Genomic DNA, 23,685 nt, shown 5'->3' on the forward strand with positions numbered 1-23,685 from the left:
GTGAGCCGGCAGTGCCCGGTGTGCATTAACGTCACCCCATCGGTTGGACGGATATCCAACTTGTGGGGATGCTGTTCAATCAGCGGGCAGGTGCAGACCTGCTTGGCATCTGGCGCCGCCTTGTCAGTTGACCATTGCCAAGCAGGCCTTGGAACAGGCCCTGCAGGCTTCTGCACATCGCACGCAATGGTCATGCTGGTGATGGGCGCACTCGTTCGCGCAGGCGAGGCAGATCTCGCTGCATAGCCTGCAGAAGTGTTTCGCCATTTCGCTATTGCGTGCCATGGCACCCACGGCGAGCGAGCAGATGGCTGCGCAATCGACATCCAGCGCCATGCAGCGTGCCATCATTTTAGGATCGTCCTCTTTGAGGCAGCCTGCAAAGCATTCGTTGCACGCAATCACGCAGGCGTTGCATGCATCAATACAGGCCTGATAAGGGTTGGCGGTGGTGGTCATCACAGTCTCCTGTTGCAAAACCTTGTTGTACGGCTTGTGTGCAGCTGAAGCTGTAGGAGTGACGCGTTCATTTCCCTATATCCAGTTCGGCATGCGTCTGCGCTAGGCTTCTACTTTGGATTTAGGGGTGCTTGGCAAGCATGTCCTTGGTCCGGAGGCCGCCTCAGGCCTCCGGAGCCTCGATCGCCTCATCAAGCTTGACGACGGTTTCGAGCATGCGCCGAACAACCACGGCGTCGAACTCTTCCTTTCGTTCCTCTTCATGGGTGCCCTTGTTCATGCAGTTCCACTCGATTGGGTACTTCTGGCCGAGTCCAATCATCTCACCCAGGTGGGGCATGGTTTCTTGGAACACAGCGACGTCCTTCCTGCCGAGAAACTTGTGGAGCCCAATCGCCAGGCTCATGAGGTCCGGGTCTCCAGGCCCCCTCATGCCAACACTTATCTGCGCAGACAGCCCTTTATTTGAGATCTTTTTCCAGAGACGGTTGAGTTCTTCTTCAAAGGCCTTTCGGACGTAACTCAGTGAGTCGCGCACGCGTCCTTCTTCGTAGCTTCCGTTCGCCACAACAAGGTAGTGGCGAGGAGAATCGAGCTTTACGGTGATCTTCTTTGCTGCGAGCGGCTGAAGGAAGTCGATTCGGGTCACCGTTTCCTTGTACTTCTTCATCGGCACGGCGTTCTCGAGGCGCTTTACGAAATCCTCACCGTGGGTCGTGACGATGAGTTGCCTATTGCCGAGCTCCTCTGGATTCAAGATAAGGTCGATGATCGCGCCTCGATGCTCGTCGTCGATAGAGTTCACGACATCGTCAAATATCAGGAACGGGAGGGAGTCCCTAGTAATCTTAGCCAGCAGGATCGCGAGCCCGAGGCACCTAATGTGACCTTCGCTAAGAACCTGAAGCGCGTCGCACCTATCCCCGTTCTCGAACTCAATCGCTATTTTCTCCCCAGCGGCCGTCGGTAGCCTCAGGGACTTGAGCCTGTCGGAAGGGTGGTCATTCTTGTTGATCTCGTTGTAGAACTTAAGAGTTTTCTCATTAAGATCTGCGGCCAAAGCCAAGGGCAATTCGGCGTTGTAGGCGAGGAGCTTCGCGCGGAAAGAGTCGTAAGCGATGCTGTATCTCAGGTTTCTTGCGACTCCCGGTTTCTCGGCTTCCGCCTCCTTGATTAGCTCCTCGTTCTCCCGGTTGAACTTCTCAATAGCCTGAGTCGCGTCCGCTTCGCTCTTCGCATTTGCAGCGACAAGAGTCGAGATGGTCACGATCTCCGCGAGGTCCCTGGAGATCGCAAGGTTTTCGTCCTCGAGCTTAATGATCGCGGCCTTGGATTGTTCGATCTTTTCGTTATGGGTCGTGGTCGCGTCTTTCAGGGCCTGAAGGAGCTCGCGCTTTGCCGGCACGGCTCGGAGGAAGGCTTCGATGCCTGCCGCCTCCTTGGAGTTGGACGCGTCGGCGCTGAACGAGCCAACCTCAAGCGCTCCGACAAACCCGACAGCCGCGGCGGAAGCTGGAAGCTTGACGATTTTCGAAAGCAAGTCCCGCCATCCAAGGTTGAGGGTCCCTCGGATTTCCTTGATCCGACTTTCGGCCCTAAGGGCTGCATCGAATTGCTTCAGCTTTTCCGCCGCGTTATCGTACGGATCGACGGGAACTGCGAGTCGACCGTCGCGGTAGAGCTCAGAGGCGCACGCGGGACACTCGTTCTCGAACCTTTCACGGTTCCCCAGAATCGCACCATAAAGGTCCCGAAGGGAGAGTTGGTCCTTGTATTGACCGAGGAACTCTTCTGATTCCACCTTCTCTTTGATAAGCCGTAGCAGTCCTTCTGCGTCAGTTAGGATGCCGTCCGTCCCAGGATCAGCGGCCGTTTTAAGGTTTTGTAGGCGGCCGATTTCGGTGTTATTCGCCTTTTGCTTGCCCCCGTTACCTTCAGAGCCGGTTAGAGTTACCTTGATTTCCTCAATATCCTTGCAATCCGAATATTTTGCGAGAAGTGCGGCTACTCGCGTTTCGGCGGCTTGGGTTTTCACTGGTAGGCCTTCGAGGATCGACTTGTGTCCGGCAATGCCCTTCGCTAGGTCCGCGATATCCTTCCCCTTTTTTCCGACGCAGTCCAGGTAAGGGTCAAGACTCTCGTTGAACTGCGTTGCGAAGCCGTTGAACTCTTCTAAACCAAACAGCGCCGCCAACCGTGCCTGCTGGGCGGCCGGAGTATTGGCTGCCACCCGCGCGAATCCGTCGATTCGGTTCTTCTCGATGAAGCAGAATTCGAAACTTCGGGGATCTGCTCTCACTACGACCCCCTTCTCCTTCGCTGTGTCTCCGAACAGAACAGGTTGCGAAGACTTCCTCGATGCTGCGTTCCTGATGTAGTCCGCGACGGGGATCCGCTTGGAGTCTGCTTCGTGGATCGAGCCAAGCAGTCCGTATTCAAGCGCCTCGCATAGGCTTGACTTCCCCGTCCCGTTTGGCCCGTAGATGAACGTGTACGGGTTTTTGAATTCAAAAGTGTGCTTCTCGGAAAAACCACGAAAATGCTCGACTTCTACTTTGATAAGCCGAACGACCTCTCCCTCCTTTGCAGTTGCTTCGTCGGCCACAATTTCTAGTGCGGGAAGAGCTGCGTTCCCCTTTTCGACGATCAATTTCGCCAACACTTTTCCGCGTCGTCCTCCAGCCGTTCCAACCGCAGCGATTTCGTCAAATCCCTCCAAAATCAGGTTGGCCAGCCTTTTCTCGTTTTCAGACATAGCCGGAGCCGATTTAGTCAAGAAACGTTTCAATTCGACTAGAGACTTGGACATACTCATTCTCCGAGAGGTTTTTATCGGTTATGCGGTCAAGCGCGGGTTAGTGGTCAAATGTTTCCATTCTATGCGAGCGTAATTTTTAGTAAAAGTATTCGACTTTTGCCGAAGACGACTAGGTGTCAAGCGTCGACTTTTAGCCGCGACAGGCACTTAACCCGGTACGGTCGCCAGCTCACTTCAGACTTGGTGACAAAAGTTGGGCTCTCTGTCCGCTCGTCTCAGTTTCCTGTCATTGGGAGCCTAAATCGACGAGCGTGCGTATTGGGTCGACAGCACCACTTCAACCCCTTCCAAAGCAGTCATTCGGCCTACATAGGTTTCCGATGACGGCTGAAAGGCGTAGAACCTAGCTTCAACGCAGACTACGGGAAATGACTGCTTGAAACATCTGCCCCTGGCAGGGCGTTCCGCACACTTTAGGGAATGAATCCAAAAGACGTATAGCGGCGTATAGCGCACATGCCCATTTCTTCTAAACTTTCCACCCCCATGAGTCGCCGTCTGAGCCTCCTCGGCATCGGTTCCGCCATCGCAGCGCTGCTGTCCGGGTGTTCTGGTGCCCAAGTACTGGACCACTTGGTGGCACATGACACCTACCACGGCCCCACAGGCGTGCGCTATGGGCCCGATCCGAGGCATCTGCTGGATGTGTACCAGCCAGCGACAGGCACGTCGCCCGGCCATGCACCGGTGGTGCTGTTTTTTTACGGCGGCAACTGGACGAGTGGCGAGCGGGCCGAGTACCGGTTTGTCGGCGAAGCGCTGGCTGCCAACGGCATCATCGCTGTAGTAGCTGACTACCGGCTGAGCCCCCAGGTGCAGTACGAGGGCTTTCTGGGCGATTGCGCCTTGGCGCTGCAGTGGACTTTCGCGCACGCCGCCAGCCTGGGTGGCGACCCTTCGCGGGTGATGGTGATGGGCCATTCGGCTGGGGCCTACAACGCAGCGATGCTGGCGCTGGACCCGCGTTGGCTGACGCCTCTGGGCCTGACTCCCGATCGGCTTGCGGGCTGGATTGGGCTGGCCGGGCCCTACGACTTTTTGCCGATTGTGGACCCCAAGGTGCAGGTGGCTTTTAACTGGCCGCACACCCCGGCCGATTCCCAGCCCATCTTCTACGCCGACGCCAAGGCCCCCCGCACCCTGCTGCTGGCCGCACGCAACGACAAGGTGGTGGACACGCAGCGCAACACCGTCGGCCTGGCAAACCGCTTACGGGCTGCCGGTACCGACGTGGATATACGGATCTTTGACCACCTCAGCCACGTGACGACCGTCGCCGCCCTGGCCCGGCCGCTGGACTGGCTAGCCCCGGTACTGCCGACGGTGCTGGACTTTGTACGCGGGGATCCGAAACGGGTGCAATGACCTCTCAAGTGATAGCAGCCGTGGCCGGTTGTGTCGCGGCGACAGACTTGCTTAGCAGCCGGTCCCTAGGTTGCTCCATCGTGGCGGGAGTCGCATGGTGACGGGCTGCTGGCGCTAATATGGCGCTTTCGGCCAGAACCGGCCTTTAGCCATCACCGCGCAACGGTGCCAGCCAGCGCTGCTGACTACCGCTTCCATGCATCACCTCTACACACACCCGTACAACGGCAGGTTTGGCAATGGCCTGGCCAAGTTGCTCAATTCGCGTCGCTTTGCCAGCTATCGGCGAGCCCTTATGTCTCGTCTGCCCTTCATGACCTTGGACAGCGATGTGGTGGATGTGGTCTACATGACATGGCTGGTGGACGAAGCCCTGGCCGCACCGTTTGCCCCACCGGGCGCGCGCCTCTGGTCTTACCAAGGCCGCACGCCTCTTACGGTGCTGACCTATCGGCATGGCCATTTTGGTCCTCGGTGGATGGGGCCCCTGAGGCGCGTTATGCCTTCGCCGTTGCAGAGCAACTGGCGCCTGTACTTGGCGGAGCCGCTGGCTGATGCGCCGCCCATTCCCACCGTCGCCTTTGTCTACAACGTGATGGACAGCCTCGCTCACGTGGCCGGGACGCGCCTGTTCAGTGATGCCTTGCCATCCCATTGGCCAGCAAGCTTTGATTTGCGCGTGAACGCTGATGAGGCCATTGTCGACATCGCGCCCGGCGATGGCAGCGCGCCAAGATTGGCGGCGAGGGCGGTGAGGGCAGGGGAGGCCGTTTTGTCGCCTCCCTGGTCCGGGATGTTCAGTGGCTGGTCGGATGCGATCGTTCGCTTGGCCTCCCAGGACGCTGCGGTGGTGGAGGTGCCAACAGTGGAGGGCGCCCCTGGCAGGTCGGCCTTGGCCACAATTGACTTGTCGGTGGATGTCGCCTCGGTGCAGCCCTTGCTGCTGGACACGCAAACCCTGGACTGCCCTGTGCTGCAGAGGCTGGATGCGGACCCGGAGGCGCTCTGCTTTCTGCTGCCCAGCGTGCGCTTTTCTGCCTTGTCCGAACGGCTTTTACGCGCTTCTGTGTGAGCTAGGGCTGCTGCGACAGCGTGGCTCGGCCAACAGCCAAAGAGGCTTGACGCTAACCGATCAACTAGTAGAATGGCTCATCTTTGAAAGCGCTAGCTGCCCACCCGATGACTGTTGAACTCTCCCCCCGCGCCACTGAATTGGCAGAACATGCCCGCCAATTGCTGGCCGCTGGCGGCTATAACGGCTTCAGCTATGCGGATCTCTCTGAAAAGGTAGGGATAGGAAAGGCCAGCATCCACCACCACTTCCCCAGCAAGGCGGATCTTGTGTTGACGGTGGTTCAACGGCATCGGCAGCAATCTGTGGAGGGCTTGGCAGCGATGCAGCAGCATTTGGGCGATGACCCACAAGCCCAATTGAGCGCTTATGTCGATTACTGGGCGCGCTGCATACGCGACGGTTCATCGACGATGTGCATCTGCGCGATGCTGGCCGCGGAAGCGCCGATGATCCCGTCAGACATAGCGGCGGAAGTGCGCGGCTATTTCCAGGATCTGACCGAGTGGCTGGCAGCGGTGATCTCGCGAGGCCAGGCCAAAGCGCAGTTCAAGCCAGAAGCGAATGCGCCGGTAGAAGCGCTCGCCTTGATGTCCACCGTGCACGGCGCCATGCTGACGGCCCGCGCCTTGGGTGATCCCGATGCTTTCCAGACGATCGTGCGCGCGGCGATACATCGGCTGGCCGTTTGAAGAATGGCCCGATCACCCAGGGTGTCGGGCCCTCTATTTTTTACCCATATAACCAATCAACTAGTCGGTTGTTTTTAGAAAGACCACCCCATGCCTCATCCCATCTCCACGCTTGGCGCCTTCCATACCGCCATCAGTGTGCTGCCGCTCGCTGTCGGCTTGTACAGTTTTATCCGCTACCGCGCCATTGAGCCGGCCAAGCGCTCGGGTCAGCTGTACCTGGTCGGCTTGCTGCTGTCGGTGCTGACGGCGTTCGGTCTGTCCAGCACCGGAGGATTCAACGCCGGCCATGCCTTGGGCATTCTGGCGCTGTTGGTGATCGGCGGGTCATTGCTCATCCGGCAGCTGCCGCTGTTCCCTCGCCTGGCTCCTTACCTGTCGCAGTTCGGGTTTTCGTTCAGCTTCTTTCTGCTGCTGGTGCCTGCCATCGGCGAAACCTTGACGCGTCTGCCGGTCAGCCATCCCCTGGCCTCAGGCCCTGAATCGCTTTTGGTGCGCGGCACGGTGCTCGCTTGGCTGGCGATTTTTGTGGTGGGAGCCGCATGGCAAATGTGGTGGATGCGGTCACAACGCAAGCGCTGAATAGGCAGCGCATTTTTTGCCTTGCTTGTCTTGCTTGACTTGCGATAGGCAGGCCCTCGTTGGCATCGGTCGGCTGTTACTGCTCTCTCACCAGCCCAGCGCGCTGCGTGTGGCCGAGATCACATCGCGTCTGCAGGGCCGGCCGATCACCGCTGCCGCGCAGGTTCAGGGCTGCAGCGGCGCCCGACCCCTTTATCGCCCAGCTGCATGGCGAGTTTGCGCAGTTGCGCGCGGGGTATGCGGCTGCGGTGACGGCCACGGCGCGCCAGGTGCTGGTGCGCGAGGCGTGGACGACGGAGCGCTTTTTGGCGGAGGCGCTGAGCGCACTGGCGGTGGCCGCTTGAGGGGGATGATGCGGGATGGGCGGGCGGCTGCGTTGCCCGTCTGGCTTGCCAATGGCTGGCTATGGATTGGGAACGGTGCCTTGCTGTCGGTGCCGGGTCGAACTCCTGCTGCATGGTTCCTGGTGCACATCACAAGGATAAAACACCCGATGATGCGCGGACCCTCGCGCAACCGTTTTCAGCGCATTCCCCACGGACTGTGCACATGGTGAAAATTTAAGCGGAAAGGGTGGCCGAATAGACGCTCAGCGTGTCTACGGCCAGCCAGGAGCGGCTCTTCGCCCCTGCGGCAGAAACTGGCCAAACTTCGTTATCTAGGCAGGGGCCCGCAACTCAGTCAGAATGCCGAACTAGGCATTGCACGGGGACACTATCCTCACCCTTCAAAGGAGCACTCCATGGCCGAGACATCCAAGGTAAAAGGACCTGCCTCTTACTTTCCTTCCATCGAAAAGACCTACGCCAAGCCAATAACGCATTGGATGGAGATTCTTCAGAATGCGGGTCCGTTGAAGCACATGGAGCTGGTCAATTGCCTCAAGACCCAGCACCAGATCGGTCATGGGCACGCGAACGCCCTGGTTGCAGCGTTCCTCATGAAGAAGTAGCACGACTAGAAACCTGCCCCAGGCTGCATCTGGGCCACAAACGGACACTTCCACCACACATGCATCGCGCCACTGCTTATGCCGCACTCGCTACCGAGCTTGAGCCTATGGACCCAGCCATATGCGGATGGAGCAGCTCCAAGAGGCGTTAATTGTGCCAAAAGGGGAATGAGGCCAAGCGTTGCGGGCACGGGTGCATCCGGCCAGTTGCTGCCGTTCAATCATTTGTTTACTTCCACAGTAACGAGCTCCTACTAGGAAGGCGTCATGGTTATGTCGCAGTAAGCCACGACTGGTCGGATGATGTGATGAAATCCTGCGCACAGCCCACGCCAGAAACCCTCAAGCCAGTGATCAAACGCAAGCGTTTTCCGCTGGAGATCATGCTCATCTGCGTGCGTTGATATTTGGCCTAGCCACTCAGCTTGCATTCAAGATATGAATGATTCTTTTGATTTTCGTGTCTCAACAAATAAAGACGTCACTGCTGAAGAGTATGCGCAAATCGCTCGCTCTGTTGGTTGGGGAAGCGAAGAGGACAGCAAATTGTTCGTTGTCTCCAATGCTGCATACCCCTTGGTTGTTCATGCTCGTGAAACTTCAGGACTGCTCATCGGATATTTGTCTGCTTTCAGCGACGGAGCTTTTAGCACCATGCTCGGTGTATTGATCGTACACAACCAGTTTCAGGGTCATGGAGTTGGGCGGGCGATGCTTGAGGTAGTCGAAAAGCAATGGCCGGGCGTGCCAATTTATATCAAAGCCCTGGGTGAGGCGAAGCACTTTTTTAAAGCTTGTGGCTACAAAGTTCCGCTGGCTGAAATGACTATTCTTTTCAAGCGTCCTTAAATCAATGCCATTTCCACAATCCTATTTCGGGATAAGTCGAATTCCAGCTACGGAATAGGCTGAGCGGCAGCATCGGATCGTTCAGAGACCGTCAGAAGCAACCCATAGGGCTACGGGGATTGAGCCCCCACGCCATCAGCCTTCACCGCACTGATCTCCGCCTCTCCCTGCGCGGCCCCCGTGGCGGCACATCCCGATCCGCGCCCATCCCATAAGTCAGGGTTCTGCAGAGGCCCCCCAGGTCTTTGCAAGAATTGTTACGATTCGCCTACCCGGCAGGCCTTTGCCGGGTGTTGCCGTCTCGCTTGGCCGTTTATGAATTCTTCGTCTCCCTCTTATGTCATTGGTATTGATCTGGGCACCAGCCACACGGTGGTGGCCTATGCACCACTGACGGGGACGGGGGACGAGATTGCGCTGCTGACCATTCCCCAGCGCAGCAGCGCGGGGGAGATACAGGCCCAAACGCTATTGCCCTCGGTGCGCTACCAGGCGGCAGCCGGCGAGCTGGGTGATGCCTGGCAGCAGCCCTGGCCGCCACAAGGCGCGAGCGATGCAGCGCCCGCAGTGGTGGGGCGCTGGGCCCGGGATTTGGGCACAGCAGTGCCCAACCGCCTGGTGGCGAGCGCCAAAAGCTGGCTGTCGCACACGGGGGTGGACCGCAGCGCGGCCATCCTGCCCTGGGGCGCGGGTGACGAGGTCGCCAAGATATCGCCGCTAGCGGCATCGGCCTCCTACCTGGCCCATGTCAAGGCGGCCTGGGAGCAGGCGCATCCAGAGGCGCCGCTGGACGCGCAGATCGTGGTGCTGACGGTGCCGGCCTCGTTTGACGAGGGCGCGCGTGCGCTGACCCTGGAGGCCGCCCAGCTGGCGGGCCTGCCCCAGGTGCATTTGCTCGAAGAGCCCAAGGCCGCTTTCCACGACTGGCTGGTGCTGCAGGGGGAGCAGCTGGCCGCACGGCTGGCGGACAGCCGGTTGGTGCTGGTGGTCGATGTGGGTGGAGGCACGACCGACCTGACCTTGATCCAGGTCGAGTCCGCTGCCGATGGCGGCCTGCCCAGCCTGACGCGCACTGCCGTGGGCGAGCACCTGATGCTGGGCGGCGACAACATGGACCTGGCCCTGGCGCATCAGCTCGAACCCCAGTTTGCACCCGAGGGCCAGCGCCTGCCCGCTGCCCGTTTTGCGCAGCTGGTGCATCGCTGCCGCATCGCCAAGGAGCAGTTGCTGGCCGCCGATGCGCCCGAGCAGGTGGCGGTGACCCTGCTGGGCGGCGGCAGCCGGCTGCTGGCGCAAAGCAAGACCGCCCACCTGAGCCGCGCCCAGGTGCAGCAATGGGTGGTTGAAGGATTTTTGCCGCTGGCCGAGCGCAGCGCGGTGCCCGGCAAACGCCAGGGCGCCTTGCGCGGCTTTGGCCTGCCCTATCCGGCCGATGCGGCCATCACCCGGCACCTCGCGCAGTTCTTGGCGCAGCATGCGAGCAGTGGCGCGGCGCAGGCGCTGCCCGATACCGTGCTGCTCAATGGCGGCGTGTTCCATGCGCATGCGGTGGTGGAGCGGCTGACGCAGCAGTTGTCAGCCTGGCGCGGCGCGCCGGTGCGCGTGCTGCACAACCCGCACCCGGATTGGGCCGTGGCCCGGGGCGCGGCCGCCTATGGCCTGACCCGTTTTGCGCCCGAGCCTGAGCCAGCTGTAGCAATGCCCGCAACTGACGATGCAGCAGCGCCGCCTGCGGCCAGCCTGCGCAGCCGTTTGCCGCAGATTGGTGGCGGATCGGCCCGCAGCTACTGGCTGCTGCTGCCCGGTGCCCAAGGCGCAGCGCCCCAGGGTCTGTGCCTGCTGCCACGCGGCACGCAGGAAGGCGTGCGAATCGTTCTGTCGGGCCGGCGCTTTGCGCTCAAGCTGGGCCAGGCGGTGCGCTTTGACCTGCTGGCCAACAGCCTGCCCAGCCTGCCGGCCCAGGCCGGGCAGCTGGCAGCGTTGCAGGGGGAGGGTTGGGTAGAGCTGCCACCGCTCGCCACCGTGCTGCCCGCGCCCGAAGGCCAGAACAAGAGCCAGATCGAGGTGCAGCTGCAAGCCAGCATGACCGAAGTCGGCACCTTGGAGGTGCGCTGCCTGGCCGTCGATGACCCCCGCCAATCCTGGCTGCTGCCACTCAGCCTGCGCGGCGCCGTGCAGGCAGCGGATGACAGCGCAGCCACCAATGACAGTGCCGACGATGCACGGGCCAGCGCGCGCCGGGAGCAGGCGATTGCGCAGATCGACCGCATTTTTGGCAACCAGGCGCAGGCGGTGGACGCCAAGGAAGTACGCCAGCTGCGCCTGGTGCTGGAGCGGCTCTTGGGCCCGCGCACGAGCTGGGACCTGGCCCTGCTGCGGGCCATGTTTGATGCGCTGCTGGCGCGTGCCAAGCGCCGCCGCCGCACACCCGAGCATGAGCGCGCCTGGCTGAACCTGGCCGGCTGGTGCCTGCGCCCGGGCCTGGGCGCGCAGCTCGATGCCTGGCGCGTGGAGCAGGTCTGGGCGCTGTACCCGCAAGGCCTGGGCCATGGCAAGGAGCCGGGCAACTGGACGGAATGGTGGGTGTTCTGGCGCCGCGTTGCTGCCGGGCTGAATGAAGCGCAGCAGATGGAGCTGCTCGAAGATGTGGCCGGCCACATGCAAAAGGCCGTGCAGCAAACCGCCCGCAAGCGCGCCGATGGCAGTGGCGGCAAGAGTAGCCATGGCAGCTATGACGACATGCTGCGCCTGTTTGCCGCGATGGAGGCTGTCCCCTGGCAGTACCGCCAGGAGATGGGCCAGTGGATGCTGCAGCGCTTGAAGCGCGAGGGCGAAACCGTGCAGACCTGGTGGGCCATTGGCCGCCTGGCCGCCCGCCAGCCAATGGCCGCCAATGCGCACTTGGTGATGCCGCCTGCCGCAGCCCAGGAATTTGTGCAGGCCACGCTGGCCCAGGACTGGCGCCGCAACGAGACCGCCATGTTTGCTGCGCTGCAGATGGCGCGCATGACCGGCGACCGCGCCCGCGATCTGCCCGATGCGCTGCGCTCGGACGTGCTGGACAAGATGCGCAGTAGCGGCGCGCCCGAGCGCTGGATCACGATGGTGAGCCAGGTGGTGGAGATGGATGCCGAAGACCAGCAGCGCAGCCTGGGCGACAGCCTGCCGCCGGGGTTGGTGCTGCTGTAGGCCTAGCCGGGAAAGCGCTTAGGATGCAGCATCGCCTCCCATTTCTGAGCCTTTGTGATGTCCCATCCTTCTTCCCCCTTGGTCATTCGTCCGCTGGCCCTGTCTGACCTGACGGCGCTGCTGCAGCTCTACACCCATCTTCATCCGCAGGATGAGGCGCTGCCAGCGCAGGACCAAGTGCAGGCCATTTGGCAAGGCTTGCTGGAAGACCCACGCAACCACTATTTGGGTGGTTTTGTCGATGCACAGCTGGTCAGCAGCTGCCTGCTCGTCGTGATTCCCAACCTCACGCGCGGCTGCCGCCCTTATGGGCTGATCGAGAATGTGGTCACCGATGGCGGCCATCGCCAACGCGGCTACGGCAAGGCCTTGCTGCATGCGGTGCTGGACCGGGCCTGGGCCCAGCACTGCTACAAGGTGATGCTGATGACCGGCAGCAAGGAAGAGGCGACCCTGCGCTTTTATGCCAATGCCGGTTTTGACGGCAGCAGCAAGCAGGCCTTTGTCGCCAGGCCGCCGCAGTAGGGCGGGCGCGGCTGGCCTTCGCCATCCGAGCAGGATGGGCTCTTGGTTGGCGATAGCCAGGGCCCAGTGCGCAGCGGGCCGGCTGCGCAATGCAACAATGTCGCCATTTACCGACAAAGCCAATCCAAGGAGTGCCCCGGCCATGCAACAACAAAACCCCCATCACCACAAAGCGCAGGGCGCATGGCGTGCCGGCACCGCAGGCAAACGGCGTGTGCTGCTGGCGGCAACGGCTGCGCTGGCATGGGCAGCGGTGGGCGCTCCCCAGGCCTGGGCACAGGCCAGCACCGCCAACTGGCCGAGCAAGCCCATCACCTTTGTGGTGCCCCAGGCGCCCGGCGGTGCCAATGATGTGATTGCCCGCGCGATTGCGCAGGGCCTGGGCCAGTCGCTGGGGCAGCCGGTGATTGTGGAGAACCGGGCAGGGGCCAATGGCAATGTGGGCACCAGCCAGGTGGCGCGCAGCGCGGCCGATGGCTACACCTTTTTGGTGACCGCGCAAAGCGCCTACACGATCAACCCGGCGCTCTACAGCTCGGTGCCGTTTGACCCGATCAAGGATTTCACGCCGGTGATGCAGCTGGCAGTCGCCCCGTATTTGCTGGTGGTGAACCCGAATTTTCCGGCCAAGAACCTGGACGAACTGGTGGCCTATGCCAAGCAGCACCCCGGCAAGGTCGAGTACGCATCGGCCGGCAATGGCACCTTGAACCATTTGCTGGGCGAGATGCTGAAAAAGCAAAAGGGTGTGGACCTGCTGCATGTGCCCTACAAGGGCGCCTCGGCCGCTGCCACCGATGTGGTGGCCGGCCAGCTGCCGATGACCTTTGGCAGCTTTCCCGGCGTGATGCCCTTTGTCAGCAGCGGCAAGCTGCGGGTGCTGGGCGTGGCCTCGGACAAGCCCACGCAGCTCGCGCCCGAGATCGTGCCACTGGGCAAGGGCCTGGCTGTTACCAGCTGGTATGGGCTGTTTGCGCCGGCCGGCACGCCCGAGACCGTCGTCGTGCGCCTGCATGCCGCCATCACCAAGGTGCTGGCCACGCCGGTGATGACCGAGCGCCTGAAGACCTTGGGCGCCGAATCGGTGGTGTCCACGCCGCAGAGCTTCAAGGCCAGCCTGCCGGCCGAGCTGGCCTACTGGAAGCAGGTGGTGCAGGACTCGGGAGCGCACATTGACTGAACCCCAAGACTCGGCGCCGCTGGCCGCCTGCCAGCAACTGCCCGTGGTCGGCCTGCTGCCTGCGGGCCCGCGCAATGCGATCACCGATGTGGCGGGCCTGCGCCTGGGGCACTGCACGGTGGCCGATGGCGATCTGCAGACAGGGGTAACCGTGCTGATACCGCCGCTGGACAACCCCTTTATGCACAAATTGCCAGCGGGCCTGGCCGTTATCAATGGCTTTGGCAAAAGCGCCGGCCTGGTGCAACTGGCCGAGCTGGGCCAGATTGAAACGCCGATTGCGCTGACCAACACCTTTGGCGTCTCGGCCGTGGTGCAGGCGCAGATTGCGCAGTGCATTGCCGCCAACCCCGAATGCGGCCGCAGCCTGCCGACGGTGAATGCGCTGGTGCTGGAATGCAATGACGGTTACCTGAGCGATATCCAGCGCATGGCAGTGGGGCCGGAACACTACCAGGCGGCGCTGGACAGAGCCTCACCCGAAGTAGTGCAGGGCGCGGTGGGCGCGGGCCGGGGCATGTCGAGCTTTCAGCTCAAGGGCGGCATCGGCAGCGCATCGCGCCTGGTCACACTGGGCGAGCAGCGCTATACCGTGGGCGCGCTGGTGCTGGCCAATATGGGCAAGCTGGCCGATCTGCGCTGGGGCGGCCAGGCGGTGGGCGCGGCGCTGGAGCGGCGTCTGCAGGCCAAGCTGGCGGCGGGCATACCAGCTGGCAGCGCAGCGGGCGATGGCGTCGACAAAGGCAGCATCATCATGCTGCTGGCCACCGATGCGCCGCTGGACAGCCGCCAGCTCAGCCGCGTGGCGCGGCGTGCCGCTGCCGGCCTGGCCAATACGGGATCCTGCTACGGCCACGGCAGCGGCGATATTGCGCTGGCGTTCTCGACCGCCTACACCGTGCCGGCCGATGCGGCCGCGCCGATGCCGGCGCTGGCGATGCTGCATGAGGCGCAGCTCGACCCGCTGTTCCGCGCGGCGGCGGATGCGGTGGAGCAATCGATTTTGAATGCGCTGTGGCATGCGCAGAGCGTGCAAGGGCGTGACGGCCACCAGCGTTGGGGTCTGCAAGAACTGTGCAAGGACTGAGGCGATGAAAGTACTGATTTCTGTCGATATCGAAGGCGTGGCCGGTGTCTACCACCCCGAGCAGGTGCGAGCGGGCAACCCCGAGTATGAGCGCGCGCGCCGCCTGATGGCCCAGGAGGCCAATGCCGCCGTCGAAGGCGCTTTTGCCGCTGGCGCGCTCGAGGTCTATGTCAATGACTCGCATGGCGGCTTTCGCAATATGCCGCCCGATCTGCTCGATGCGCGCGCCCAGGTCATCCAGGGCAAACCGCGCTACCTGAGCATGGTCGCTGGCGTGGAGCTGGGGGTGGAAGCGGTCTGCATGGTCGGCTACCACTCACGCGCGCAGGGCCGGGGCATTCTGGCCCACACGATCAACAGCTTTGCGTTTGCCAGCATCCATATCAATGGGCAGGAGGCCAGCGAGGCCAGCCTTTACGGCGCCTTGGCAGGCGCCTATGGCGCGCCGGTGGTGATGCTGGCTGGCGATGATGTGCTGCGCGAGGAGAACCAGGCGATCTTCCCGCAGGCGGTGTTTGTACAAACCAAGCGCGCCACCGGCCAGGGCAGCGGCATCAGCCTCTCGCCTGAGCAGGCGCAAAAAGCCATCCGCGCCGGGGTGGAGCAGGGCCTGGCCGGGCGCGGGCGCTGCCAGCCACTGCACACCGCCAGCCCGGTGCAGGTGCAGATTGTCGCCACCTCGCCCGGCATGGCCGATCTGTTCTGCCAGTGGCCGACGCTGGAGCGGGTCGATGGCCGCACGGTACGTTTTAGCGCGCCGGACATCGAATCGGCGGTGCGCATGACCAATTGCCTCTCGGCCATGTCCAGCATGCTGCGCTGAGCGGCGCTGGGGCAGGCCTCCGGCTGGCATGGCATGAAACCTGCTGGGTAGAGCGCTCAACATCGGTGGTGCGCGTTTATGAAGTCTTCCCTGCATTTTCTGGTCGCTGCTCGCCAGCATGAGATGGCCGCGCTGGAGCAGCTGGGTAAGGCCTGCTCGCTGGTGGTAGCGATGTCCTCGCTGGTGCATGCGCTGCAAAAGGAGCGCGGGCTGTCGAACATGGTGCTGGCCAGCGGCGGCGCGCAGGGCGCCGAGCTGCTGGCGCCCCAGCGCCTGCTGGCGGATGCGCAGATCGCCCACGTGCGCGATGAGCTCGATCGCCTGGGCCCACACCCCTCCGGCGGCAGCGGCGCGCGGCTGTGCAATGCGATTGCCTATACCTTGCAAGGCGTGGCGGCGCTGCCTGCGCTGCGCGCCCAGGTGCAGGCCGGGCGGCTCACGCCCTCCGCCTGTACCGACGCCTTTGCGCGCCTGATTGCCGGCTGTCTGTCCGTCGTGTTTGAGGCGGCCGACAGCGCCAATGAGCCCGAGATATCGCGCATGCTGGTGGCCCTGTTTCACCTGATGCAGGGCAAGGAGCTGGCCGGGCAGGAGCGCGCCTGCGGCACCAGCGCCTTTGCCTCAGGCCAGCTGCAGCCCAGTGCCCGGGCGCAGTGGCTGCATTTGATCGAGTCGCAGGAGCGCTGTTTTGAGGTGTTTGCCAGCCTGGCCACGCCGCGCGTGCTGGTGCTGTGGCAGGCCCATATGGCGGGCGACACCGACATGGCGGCGGTGGAGCGCATGCGCCGCGTGGCCCATACCGCGAGCGGATCGAGCCTGAGCCGCAGCTGGAGCGCCGACTGGTTTGCCGCCTGCAGCCACCGGCTCGATGCCTTGCATGGGGTGGAGACCTTGGTCGCGCAGGAGCTGCAGGTGCTGTGCCTGCACAAGCTGCAGGCGCAGGAACAAGCGCTGGCGGCCTTGCAGGCGTTGCCACCGGGCGCTGAACCTGCCCAAGAGGGCGCAGAGGGCGCTGAGGGCAGCGAAGCCGGCATGGCCTTTTTTGAGGCCTCGGCACCGCCCGATACCTGGTCGCTCGATGCCGTGGGCGCGCCGGCGCTGGGGCGCGATATCCTGTCGCTGGTGCAGCAGCAATCGCAGCGGCTGCAGACCATGCAGAGCCAGATCCAGGAGGCGCGCACTGCGCTGCACGAGCGCAAGACCCTGGAGCGCGCCAAGGGTCTGCTGATGGCCCAGCACCAGCTCAGCGAGAGCGATGCCTACCAGCTGCTGCGCCAGACGGCGATGAACCAGAACAAGCGCATGCTGGAGGTGGCCGAGGCCGTGCTGGCGATGGCGGCCTTGGTGCCCCAAGCCCCTGCAGCGCCCGCAGGCCCTGCTGCAGCTGAGCGCTAGCAGCTTTCCGCCCGCGCACCAAAGCATGGCAGCCGTTGGCCCGCAGGCTGCTGCAATGCACCATTGCAGGGATCCGGGCCGGTGTGCAGCGCCGGCCCAGGTTGGCTCTTCAGAGGGAAGCACTGCAATTTTTGAATTGGCATGGAATATGCATTGATCTTCCCAACCAGGCCAAAGGCGGCCTGTTTCCGGTAATCGCGAGTTATTTCGGGACAACGGCGTCCCTTTCCTGATGGTGCAAGCCCTCAGCGAAAGGACGCCGTTTTTTGTTTTTGGAATCTGCAACGCCTTCGATGGAGTTTGACAAGAATGACGATACGCCCCACCCCTGACACCGCCCCGGCGGCAGAGGCTTCGCCCGCTTCTTCGCCGCTGGCCGGCCGCCGTCAGTTCTTGCGCCATGGCGCCCAGGCAGCGGCAGCCACCTTTGTCTACAGCGCGCTGGGCCACCAGGGCGTCTGGGCCGCCGGCTCGGATGCGCCGGAGAAAAAAGAGGTCAATATCGGCTTTATCCCGCTGACCGACTGCGCCAGCGTGGTGATGGCCTCGGTGCTGGGCCTGGACCAGAAGTACGGCGTCAAGATCACGCCGACCAAGGAAGCGAGCTGGGCCGGCGTGCGCGACAAGCTGGTCAATGGCGACCTGGACTTTGCCCATGTGCTCTATGGCCTGGTCTATGGCGTGCAGCTGGGCGTGGGCAGCCCGCAAAAGGACATGGCGGTGCTGATGACGCTCAACCGCAATGGCCAGGCGATCACCCTGTCCAAGAAGCTGGCCGACAAGGGCGCCGTCGATGCGGCGTCACTGGCCAAGCTGATGGGCGCGGAAAAGCGCGAATACACCTTTGCGCAGACCTTTCCGACCGGCACCCATGCGATGTGGCTGTACTACTGGCTGGCGAGCGCGGGCATCCACCCGCTCAAGGATGCGAAAGTGATCACCGTGCCGCCGCCGCAGATGGTGGCCAATATGCGTGTGGGCAATATGGACGGCTTTTGCGTGGGCGAGCCCTGGGGCCACCGCGCGATCATGGATGGCATCGGCATCACGGCCGTCACTACCCAGGACATCTGGCGCGACCACCCGGAAAAGGTGCTGGGTTGCACACAGGACTTTGTCAGCCGCCACCCCAACACCGCGCGCGCGGTGACCATGGCAATTCTGGAGGCGGGCCGCTGGATCGATGCCAGCCTGCAGAACAAGCAGAAGATGGCCGAGACCATTGCCGGAAAGGCCTATGTGAACACCAGCGTCGATGCCATCAACCAGCGCATTCTGGGCCGCTACCAAAATGGCCTGGGCAAGACCTGGGACGACCCCAACCACATGAAGTTTTTTGCCGAGGGCGAGGCCAGCTACCCCTACCTGTCCGATGGCATGTGGTTCCTGACCCAGCACAAGCGCTGGGGTTTGCTCAAGAGCCACCCCGACTACCTGGCTGTGGCCAAGAAGATCAACCAGACCGCCCTGTACAAGGAAGCGGCTGCGCAGCTGAAGATCGCCGTGCCCAAGTCGGACATGCGCAGCAGCCCGCTGATCGACGGCAAGGTCTGGGATGGTTCGGACCCCGCCAAATACGCCGACAGCTTTGCGATCAAAGCCTGACAAGGAGAGCCCCATGCCCGCTGCATTGCGAGAGAGTGTTTCGCCCCTGCCCACGCCGGCCCCGGCCGAGCGCAAGGTGTTGTCCATCCATGAGCACATGGCGCGGAGTTTGCCGGTGGTAGCGGGCAGCCAGCCTGCTGCTGCCACGCCTGCCGTGCCTGCCGCCGCCAAGCGCGATATGGCTGCCCTTTGGCAGCAGCGCTTTGGCGCGCTGGTGCAAAGCCTGCTGCCGCCGGTAATGGGCTTTGGCCTGCTGCTGGTGCTGTGGTCCATCGTCGCCCAGGGCAACCCCGGCATTCCGGGCCCGCAGGAGACCTGGGCCCAGGCGCAGGAGATCTTCCGCGATCCCTTCTACCGCAACGGCCCCAATGACCAGGGCGTGGGCTGGAATGTGCTGGCCTCGCTGCAGCGGGTGAGCATCGGCTTTGGGCTGGCGGCACTGGTCGGCATTCCGCTGGGCTTTGTCATTGGCCGCTTTGACTTTCTCTCGCGCATGTTCAACCCGGTGATCAGCCTGCTGCGCCCGGTGTCGCCGCTGGCCTGGCTGCCCATTGGCCTGCTGGTGTTCAAGGGCGCGAACCCGGCGGCAATCTGGACCATCTTTATCTGCTCGATCTGGCCGATGGTGATCAACACGGCGGTGGGCGTGCAGCGCGTGCCGCAGGACTATATGAATGTGGCGCGGGTGCTGAACCTGAGCGAATGGAAGATTGCCACGACCATCCTCTTCCCCGCCGTGCTGCCCTATATGCTGACGGGCGTGCGCCTGGCAGTCGGCACCGCCTGGCTGGTGATCGTCGCTGCCGAGATGCTGACCGGTGGCGTGGGCATTGGCTTCTGGGTCTGGGACGAGTGGAACAACCTCAATGTCAAGAACATCATCATTGCGATCTTTGTCATCGGCCTGGTCGGCCTGCTGCTGGAATGGGCGCTGATCCGCCTGGCCTCGGCATTCACTTTTGAGGAGGTCAAGGCATGACGCCCAATACGCCCAACATTCCCGCGACGCCCCAGGGCAAGTACATCGAGATCCAGCAGGTGGCGCAAAGCTTCAAGACCGCCAAGGGCCTGTTCCAGGCGCTGCAGGGCATCAACCTGGAGATTGCCCAGGGCGAGTTTGTCAGCCTGATCGGCCACTCGGGCTGCGGCAAATCGACCTTGCTGAACCTGATTGCCGGCCTCACCAGCCCCAGCGAAGGCACCTTGCTCTGCGCCAACCGCGAGATCAAGGGGCCGGGGCCGCAACGTGCCGTGGTGTTCCAGAACCATTCGCTGCTGCCCTGGCTCACCTGCTGGGCCAATGTGCACCTGGCGGTGGAGCGGGTGTTTGGCGGGCGTGAGCGCAAGGCCCAGTTGGCTGCGCGTACCGATGCCGCGCTGGCACTGGTGGGCCTCACCCATGCAGCGCACAAGCGCCCCGGCGAGATATCGGGCGGCATGAAGCAGCGCGTGGGCATTGCCCGGGCGCTGTCGATGGAGCCGCAGGTGCTCTTGATGGACGAGCCCTTTGGCGCCCTCGATGCCTTGACCCGCGCCAAGCTGCAGGACGAGCTGCTGGAGATCGTTGCGCGCACGCGCAGCACCGTGGTGATGGTGACCCATGATGTGGACGAAGCCGTGCTGCTGTCCGACAAGATCGTGATGATGACCAATGGTCCTGCTGCGACGATTGGCGAGGTGCTGCCGGTGCCCTTGGCCCGCCCGCGCAACCGGGTCGCCTTGGCCGAGGATGCGCAGTACCAGGCCTGCCGCAAGGCGGTGATCGACTTTCTCTACACCCGCCAGGCCCATGTGGTGAAGGTGGCCTGATAAAGCCTACTTCGCTAGCAACAGGCGCTCCATATGGAGCGCCTTTTTTGTGCACGCAAATGAGGCGAGGCGGCGCCCGAGCCGCACAAAAAATGTGCAGCGCTGAGTTCGGCTGCTGGGCGCTCCCCGCATGTCAACTTGGTATGGAACTTGCATAGTCCTTGGCGTGGCCATGGCGGCCACCGGGTGGCGGTGCACAGTGGCGCTGCCGTCCAAAGACAAAGACGTCTATGCGCGCATGCCTGGCATGCGGCGCCTAGACGTCTTTTTTTTGTGCTGCCCACGGGAAACGCTATGAAAAAAATCAAGTTGGTCATGGTTGGCAACGGTATGGCGGGTGTGCGTGCGCTCGAAGAGCTGCTGGCGCTGGCGCCGGATCTGTACGAGATAACGGTATTTGGCGCAGAGCCCCACCCCAACTACAACCGCATCCTGCTGTCGCCGGTGCTGGCGGGCGAGCAGACCTTGGACGACATCGTGCTCAACGACTGGCGCTGGTACGAGACGCATGGCGTGCGCCTGCATGCCGGCTGCACGGTGCATGCGGTGGACCGCGCCCGCCGCGTGGTGCATGCCCGCAATGCCGTTGGTGAGGCGGTGACGGCCGACTACGACCGGCTGATTCTGGCAACAGGCTCCAACCCCTTCATGCTGCCCATTGCCGGCAAGGATCTGCAGGGCGTGCTGGCCTACCGCGATATTGCCGATACCCAGGCGATGATCGATGCGGCCCAGCACTGGCGCCATGCGGTGGTCATTGGCGGCGGCCTGCTGGGGCTGGAGGCGGCCAATGGCCTGATGAAGCGCGGCATGCAGGTGGCAGTGGTGCATGCCGGCGAGTGGCTGATGGAGCGGCAGTTGGATGACCAGGCCGGGCAGCTGCTGAAGAAATCGCTGATCGAGCGGGGTATGCAGTTCTTCATGCAGGCGCAGACGCAGGAGCTGCTGGGCAATGCCGAAGGCCGGGTGCGTGCGCTGCGCTTTGCCGATGGCCGCGAGATCGAGGCGGACCTGGTGGTGATGGCCGTCGGCATCCGCCCCAACACGGCGTTGGCCGAAGCCATGCACCTGCATGTGAACCGGGGCATTGTCGTCAGCGACACCATGCAGACCATCACCGACCCGCGCATCTATGCGGTGGGCGAGTGCGCCGCGCACCGGGGCATTGCCTATGGCCTGGTGGCACCGCTGTTTGAGCAGGGCAAGGTGCTGGCCAACCACCTGGCCGAGATGGGCATCGGCCGCTACCAAGGATCGCTCACCTCCACCAAGCTCAAGGTTACCGGCATTGACCTGTTCTCGGCCGGGGATTTCCAGGGTGGGGAGGGCACCGAGCAGATCGTGCTGAGCGACCCCTACTCGGGCGTCTACAAAAAGCTGGTGATCAAGGAAGACCGGCTGGTGGGCGCGTGCCTGTATGGCGATACGGTCGATGGCAGCTGGTACTTCAAGCTGCTGCGCGAAGGGCGCAGCGTGGCCGATATCCGCGACAAGCTGATGTTTGGCGAATCCAACCTGGGCGATGCCGGCCACCAGGGCCAGAACAAGGCCGCCGCACTGGCCGATGGCGACGAGGTCTGCGGCTGCAATGGCGTGAGCAAGGGCGCCATCTGCAAGGCCATCAAGGACAAGGGCCTGTTCACCCTGGACGAGGTGCGCAAGCACACCAAGGCCAGCGCCAGCTGCGGCTCCTGCACCGGCCTGGTCGAGCAGATCATCATGTTCACCGTCGGTGGCGACTATTCGGCATCGCCCAAGACCAAGCCCATGTGCGGCTGTAGCGAGCACGGCCACCAGGCGGTGCGCGATGCGATCCGCGAGCAACGGCTGCTGACGACCGACAGCGTCTTCCGCGTTATGGAATGGAAGACACCCAATGGCTGCGCCAGCTGCCGCCCGGCCATCAACTACTACCTGATCAGCACCTGGCCCAAGGAGGCGCGCGACGACCCGCAAAGCCGCTTTATCAACGAGCGCAGCCACGCCAATATCCAAAAGGACGGCACCTACAGCGTGATCCCGCGCATGTGGGGCGGAGAGACCACTGCTGCCGAGCTGCGCCGCATTGCCGATGTGGTGGACAAGTACCAGATCCCCACCGTGAAGGTGACCGGCGGCCAGCGCATTGACCTGCTGGGCGTGAAAAAGGAAGACCTGCAAGGGGTGTGGAACGACATAGGCATGCCCTGCGGCCATGCCTATGCCAAGGCGCTGCGCACCGTCAAGACCTGTGTGGGCAGCGAATGGTGCCGCATGGGCACGCAGGACAGCACGCAGATGGGCAAGGACCTCGAACGCGCGATGTGGCGCATGTATGCGCCCCACAAGGTGAAGTTTGCCGTCAGCGGCTGCCCGCGCAACTGCGCCGAATCGGGCATCAAGGATGTCGGCATCATCGGCGTGGATTCGGGCTGGGAGATGTACATCGCGGGGAACGGCGGCATCAAGACCGAGGTGGCGCACTTTCTCACCAAGCTCAAGACCGCCGAGGAAGTGCTGGAGTACACCGGCGCCTTTATGCAGCTGTACCGGCTGGAGGGCTGGTACCTGGAGCGCACGGTTCACTACGTGAGCCGCGTGGGGCTCGACCATGTCAAGCGCCGCATTCTGGATGATGCCGCTAGCCGCCAGGCACTGTGGGCCCAGCTGCAGCAGGCGCTCGACGGCGAGCCCGACCCCTGGTTCGAGACCGACAAGGCGGCCGTGGATCTGCGCCAGTTCCAGCCGCTGCCGGTGCTGCCCGCACTACAGGCTACGCCTGCGCTGCCAGCCCTTTCCTCACCCCTCACCACCGCCGGCGCATGATGCCGCGCCGCCAGGAGACCGACATGAATGAATGGATCACCATCTGCGCCATCGATGAGATTCCGGTGCTGGGCGCCCGCCGCGTCGCCCGCGCCCAGGGCCTGGATGTGGCGGTATTCCGCACCGCCAGCGGCGAGGTGTTTGCGCTGCTCGACCGCTGCCCGCACAAGGGCGGGCCCTTGTCGCAAGGCCTGGTGTTTGGCAGCAGCGTGGCCTGCCCCTTGCACAACTGGACGATTGCACTGGCCACCGGCGAGGCCGCTGCCCCCGATGAGGGCTGCACCCCACGCTTTGCGGTACGGCTGGAGGGCAGCGCGGTACAGCTGCGCGCCGATGAGCTGGCCGGGCATGCGCTAGCGCAGACCCGGCCGCTGGCAGGGCCGGTGGGCCTGGGGCGCTGCGGTTCTGCCGCCTCCAGTTGCAGCCCGTCGCCATCCACCGTGGCCGCTTAAGGCTGCCCCACCGGACGGAGCCGCCC

At 63.1% G+C, this 23,685-nt stretch carries 20 protein-coding genes; 18 read left to right on the plus strand and 2 right to left on the minus strand.

Going from position 1 to position 23,685, the window contains the following annotated elements:
* Positions 1 to 123: 123 nt before the first annotated feature.
* Both N4T19_RS20215 and N4T19_RS20220 read right to left on the minus strand, forming a co-directional pair.
* Positions 124 to 459 carry a four-helix bundle copper-binding protein gene (locus N4T19_RS20215; protein WP_260718866.1) on the minus strand — a complete coding sequence of 112 codons (336 nt, stop codon included), beginning with the start codon at positions 457 to 459 and terminating at the stop codon, positions 124 to 126.
* Between the two features lie 163 nt (positions 460 to 622).
* A complete protein-coding gene (locus tag N4T19_RS20220; protein ID WP_260718867.1) occupies positions 623 to 3,214 on the minus strand; it encodes an AAA family ATPase in 2,592 nt (863 codons plus the stop codon).
* Positions 3,215 to 3,853: 639 nt separating this feature from the next.
* Between N4T19_RS20220 and N4T19_RS20225 the strand changes: the two genes are divergently transcribed.
* From N4T19_RS20225 to nirD, 18 genes are all read left to right on the plus strand, one after another.
* Positions 3,854 to 4,642, plus strand: a complete 789-nt coding sequence (locus N4T19_RS20225; protein WP_260718868.1) for an alpha/beta hydrolase — start codon at positions 3,854 to 3,856, stop codon at positions 4,640 to 4,642.
* A 196-nt stretch (positions 4,643 to 4,838) separates the two neighbouring features.
* Positions 4,839 to 5,714, plus strand: a complete 876-nt coding sequence (locus N4T19_RS20230; RefSeq protein ID WP_260718869.1) for a DUF2071 domain-containing protein — start codon at positions 4,839 to 4,841, stop codon at positions 5,712 to 5,714.
* Positions 5,715 to 5,821: 107 nt separating this feature from the next.
* On the plus strand, positions 5,822 to 6,406 hold the full coding sequence (locus N4T19_RS20235) for a TetR/AcrR family transcriptional regulator (protein ID WP_260718870.1): 585 nt from the start codon (positions 5,822 to 5,824) through the stop codon (positions 6,404 to 6,406).
* 90 nt (positions 6,407 to 6,496) lie between these two features.
* A complete protein-coding gene (locus N4T19_RS20240) occupies positions 6,497 to 6,988 on the plus strand; it encodes a hypothetical protein (protein ID WP_260718871.1) in 492 nt (163 codons plus the stop codon).
* Between the two features lie 107 nt (positions 6,989 to 7,095).
* The gene (locus N4T19_RS20245; RefSeq protein ID WP_260718872.1) at positions 7,096 to 7,332 is read left to right on the plus strand and encodes a hypothetical protein; all 237 of its coding nucleotides are present in this window, start codon (positions 7,096 to 7,098) and stop codon (positions 7,330 to 7,332) included.
* A gap of 398 nt (positions 7,333 to 7,730) precedes the next feature.
* Complete coding sequence (locus N4T19_RS20250) at positions 7,731 to 7,940, plus strand: DUF4287 domain-containing protein (RefSeq protein ID WP_116924526.1); 210 nt, start codon at positions 7,731 to 7,733, stop codon at positions 7,938 to 7,940.
* Between the two features lie 438 nt (positions 7,941 to 8,378).
* Entirely contained in the window at positions 8,379 to 8,789 is a 411-nt protein-coding gene (locus N4T19_RS20255) for a GNAT family N-acetyltransferase (protein ID WP_260718873.1), read from the plus strand.
* 315 nt (positions 8,790 to 9,104) lie between these two features.
* Positions 9,105 to 11,978: an Hsp70 family protein gene (locus N4T19_RS20260; protein ID WP_260718874.1), complete on the plus strand. Its 2,874-nt coding sequence runs from the start codon at positions 9,105 to 9,107 to the stop codon at positions 11,976 to 11,978.
* A 57-nt stretch (positions 11,979 to 12,035) separates the two neighbouring features.
* A complete protein-coding gene (locus N4T19_RS20265) occupies positions 12,036 to 12,503 on the plus strand; it encodes a GNAT family N-acetyltransferase (protein ID WP_260718875.1) in 468 nt (155 codons plus the stop codon).
* A 142-nt stretch (positions 12,504 to 12,645) separates the two neighbouring features.
* Positions 12,646 to 13,683, plus strand: a complete 1,038-nt coding sequence (locus N4T19_RS20270; protein ID WP_182345002.1) for a tripartite tricarboxylate transporter substrate binding protein — start codon at positions 12,646 to 12,648, stop codon at positions 13,681 to 13,683.
* The gene (locus N4T19_RS20275; protein ID WP_260718876.1) at positions 13,676 to 14,770 is read left to right on the plus strand and encodes a P1 family peptidase; all 1,095 of its coding nucleotides are present in this window, start codon (positions 13,676 to 13,678) and stop codon (positions 14,768 to 14,770) included. The genes N4T19_RS20270 and N4T19_RS20275 overlap by 8 nt, the downstream gene beginning before the upstream one ends.
* Before the next feature lie 4 nt (positions 14,771 to 14,774).
* Positions 14,775 to 15,593 (plus strand): M55 family metallopeptidase, encoded by an 819-nt coding sequence (locus N4T19_RS20280; protein WP_116924531.1) that lies wholly within the window; start codon positions 14,775 to 14,777, stop codon positions 15,591 to 15,593.
* A 78-nt stretch (positions 15,594 to 15,671) separates the two neighbouring features.
* Entirely contained in the window at positions 15,672 to 16,988 is a 1,317-nt protein-coding gene (locus tag N4T19_RS20285) for a nitrate regulatory protein (protein ID WP_182345003.1), read from the plus strand.
* Between the two features lie 309 nt (positions 16,989 to 17,297).
* On the plus strand, positions 17,298 to 18,593 hold the full coding sequence (locus N4T19_RS20290) for a CmpA/NrtA family ABC transporter substrate-binding protein (RefSeq protein WP_260718877.1): 1,296 nt from the start codon (positions 17,298 to 17,300) through the stop codon (positions 18,591 to 18,593).
* 97 nt (positions 18,594 to 18,690) lie between these two features.
* The gene (ntrB, locus tag N4T19_RS20295; RefSeq protein WP_260720328.1) at positions 18,691 to 19,572 is read left to right on the plus strand and encodes a nitrate ABC transporter permease; all 882 of its coding nucleotides are present in this window, start codon (positions 18,691 to 18,693) and stop codon (positions 19,570 to 19,572) included.
* Positions 19,569 to 20,402 carry an ABC transporter ATP-binding protein gene (locus N4T19_RS20300; RefSeq protein ID WP_260718878.1) on the plus strand — a complete coding sequence of 278 codons (834 nt, stop codon included), beginning with the start codon at positions 19,569 to 19,571 and terminating at the stop codon, positions 20,400 to 20,402. Before ntrB ends, N4T19_RS20300 begins: the two co-directional genes overlap by 4 nt.
* A gap of 294 nt (positions 20,403 to 20,696) precedes the next feature.
* A complete protein-coding gene (gene nirB, locus N4T19_RS20305) occupies positions 20,697 to 23,207 on the plus strand; it encodes a nitrite reductase large subunit NirB (protein ID WP_260718879.1) in 2,511 nt (836 codons plus the stop codon).
* 23 nt (positions 23,208 to 23,230) lie between these two features.
* On the plus strand, positions 23,231 to 23,659 hold the full coding sequence (nirD, locus tag N4T19_RS20310) for a nitrite reductase small subunit NirD (RefSeq protein ID WP_260718880.1): 429 nt from the start codon (positions 23,231 to 23,233) through the stop codon (positions 23,657 to 23,659).
* Positions 23,660 to 23,685: the final 26 nt, after the last annotated feature.

It is taken from the genome of Comamonas squillarum (assembly GCF_025309455.1).
GTDB lineage: Bacteria > Pseudomonadota > Gammaproteobacteria > Burkholderiales > Burkholderiaceae_C > Comamonas > Comamonas squillarum.

Bases quoted from the DNA above. Each gene is read 5' to 3' on its own strand.
- N4T19_RS20215 (WP_260718866.1), bottom strand. From the start codon at position 459: ATGACCACCACCGCCAACCCTTATCAGGCCTGTATTGATGCATGCAAC.
- N4T19_RS20220 (WP_260718867.1), bottom strand. From the start codon at position 3,214: ATGTCTGAAAACGAGAAAAGGCTGGCCAACCTGATTTTGGAGGGATTT.
- N4T19_RS20230 (WP_260718869.1), top strand. From the start codon at position 4,839: ATGCATCACCTCTACACACACCCGTACAACGGCAGGTTTGGCAATGGC.
- N4T19_RS20235 (WP_260718870.1), top strand. From the start codon at position 5,822: ATGACTGTTGAACTCTCCCCCCGCGCCACTGAATTGGCAGAACATGCC.
- N4T19_RS20240 (WP_260718871.1), top strand. From the start codon at position 6,497: ATGCCTCATCCCATCTCCACGCTTGGCGCCTTCCATACCGCCATCAGT.
- N4T19_RS20250 (WP_116924526.1), top strand. From the start codon at position 7,731: ATGGCCGAGACATCCAAGGTAAAAGGACCTGCCTCTTACTTTCCTTCC.
- N4T19_RS20255 (WP_260718873.1), top strand. From the start codon at position 8,379: ATGAATGATTCTTTTGATTTTCGTGTCTCAACAAATAAAGACGTCACT.
- N4T19_RS20260 (WP_260718874.1), top strand. From the start codon at position 9,105: ATGAATTCTTCGTCTCCCTCTTATGTCATTGGTATTGATCTGGGCACC.
- N4T19_RS20265 (WP_260718875.1), top strand. From the start codon at position 12,036: ATGTCCCATCCTTCTTCCCCCTTGGTCATTCGTCCGCTGGCCCTGTCT.
- N4T19_RS20270 (WP_182345002.1), top strand. From the start codon at position 12,646: ATGCAACAACAAAACCCCCATCACCACAAAGCGCAGGGCGCATGGCGT.
- N4T19_RS20280 (WP_116924531.1), top strand. From the start codon at position 14,775: ATGAAAGTACTGATTTCTGTCGATATCGAAGGCGTGGCCGGTGTCTAC.
- N4T19_RS20285 (WP_182345003.1), top strand. From the start codon at position 15,672: ATGAAGTCTTCCCTGCATTTTCTGGTCGCTGCTCGCCAGCATGAGATG.
- N4T19_RS20290 (WP_260718877.1), top strand. From the start codon at position 17,298: ATGACGATACGCCCCACCCCTGACACCGCCCCGGCGGCAGAGGCTTCG.
- ntrB (WP_260720328.1), top strand. From the start codon at position 18,691: ATGGCGCGGAGTTTGCCGGTGGTAGCGGGCAGCCAGCCTGCTGCTGCC.
- N4T19_RS20300 (WP_260718878.1), top strand. From the start codon at position 19,569: ATGACGCCCAATACGCCCAACATTCCCGCGACGCCCCAGGGCAAGTAC.
- nirB (WP_260718879.1), top strand. From the start codon at position 20,697: ATGAAAAAAATCAAGTTGGTCATGGTTGGCAACGGTATGGCGGGTGTG.
- nirD (WP_260718880.1), top strand. From the start codon at position 23,231: ATGAATGAATGGATCACCATCTGCGCCATCGATGAGATTCCGGTGCTG.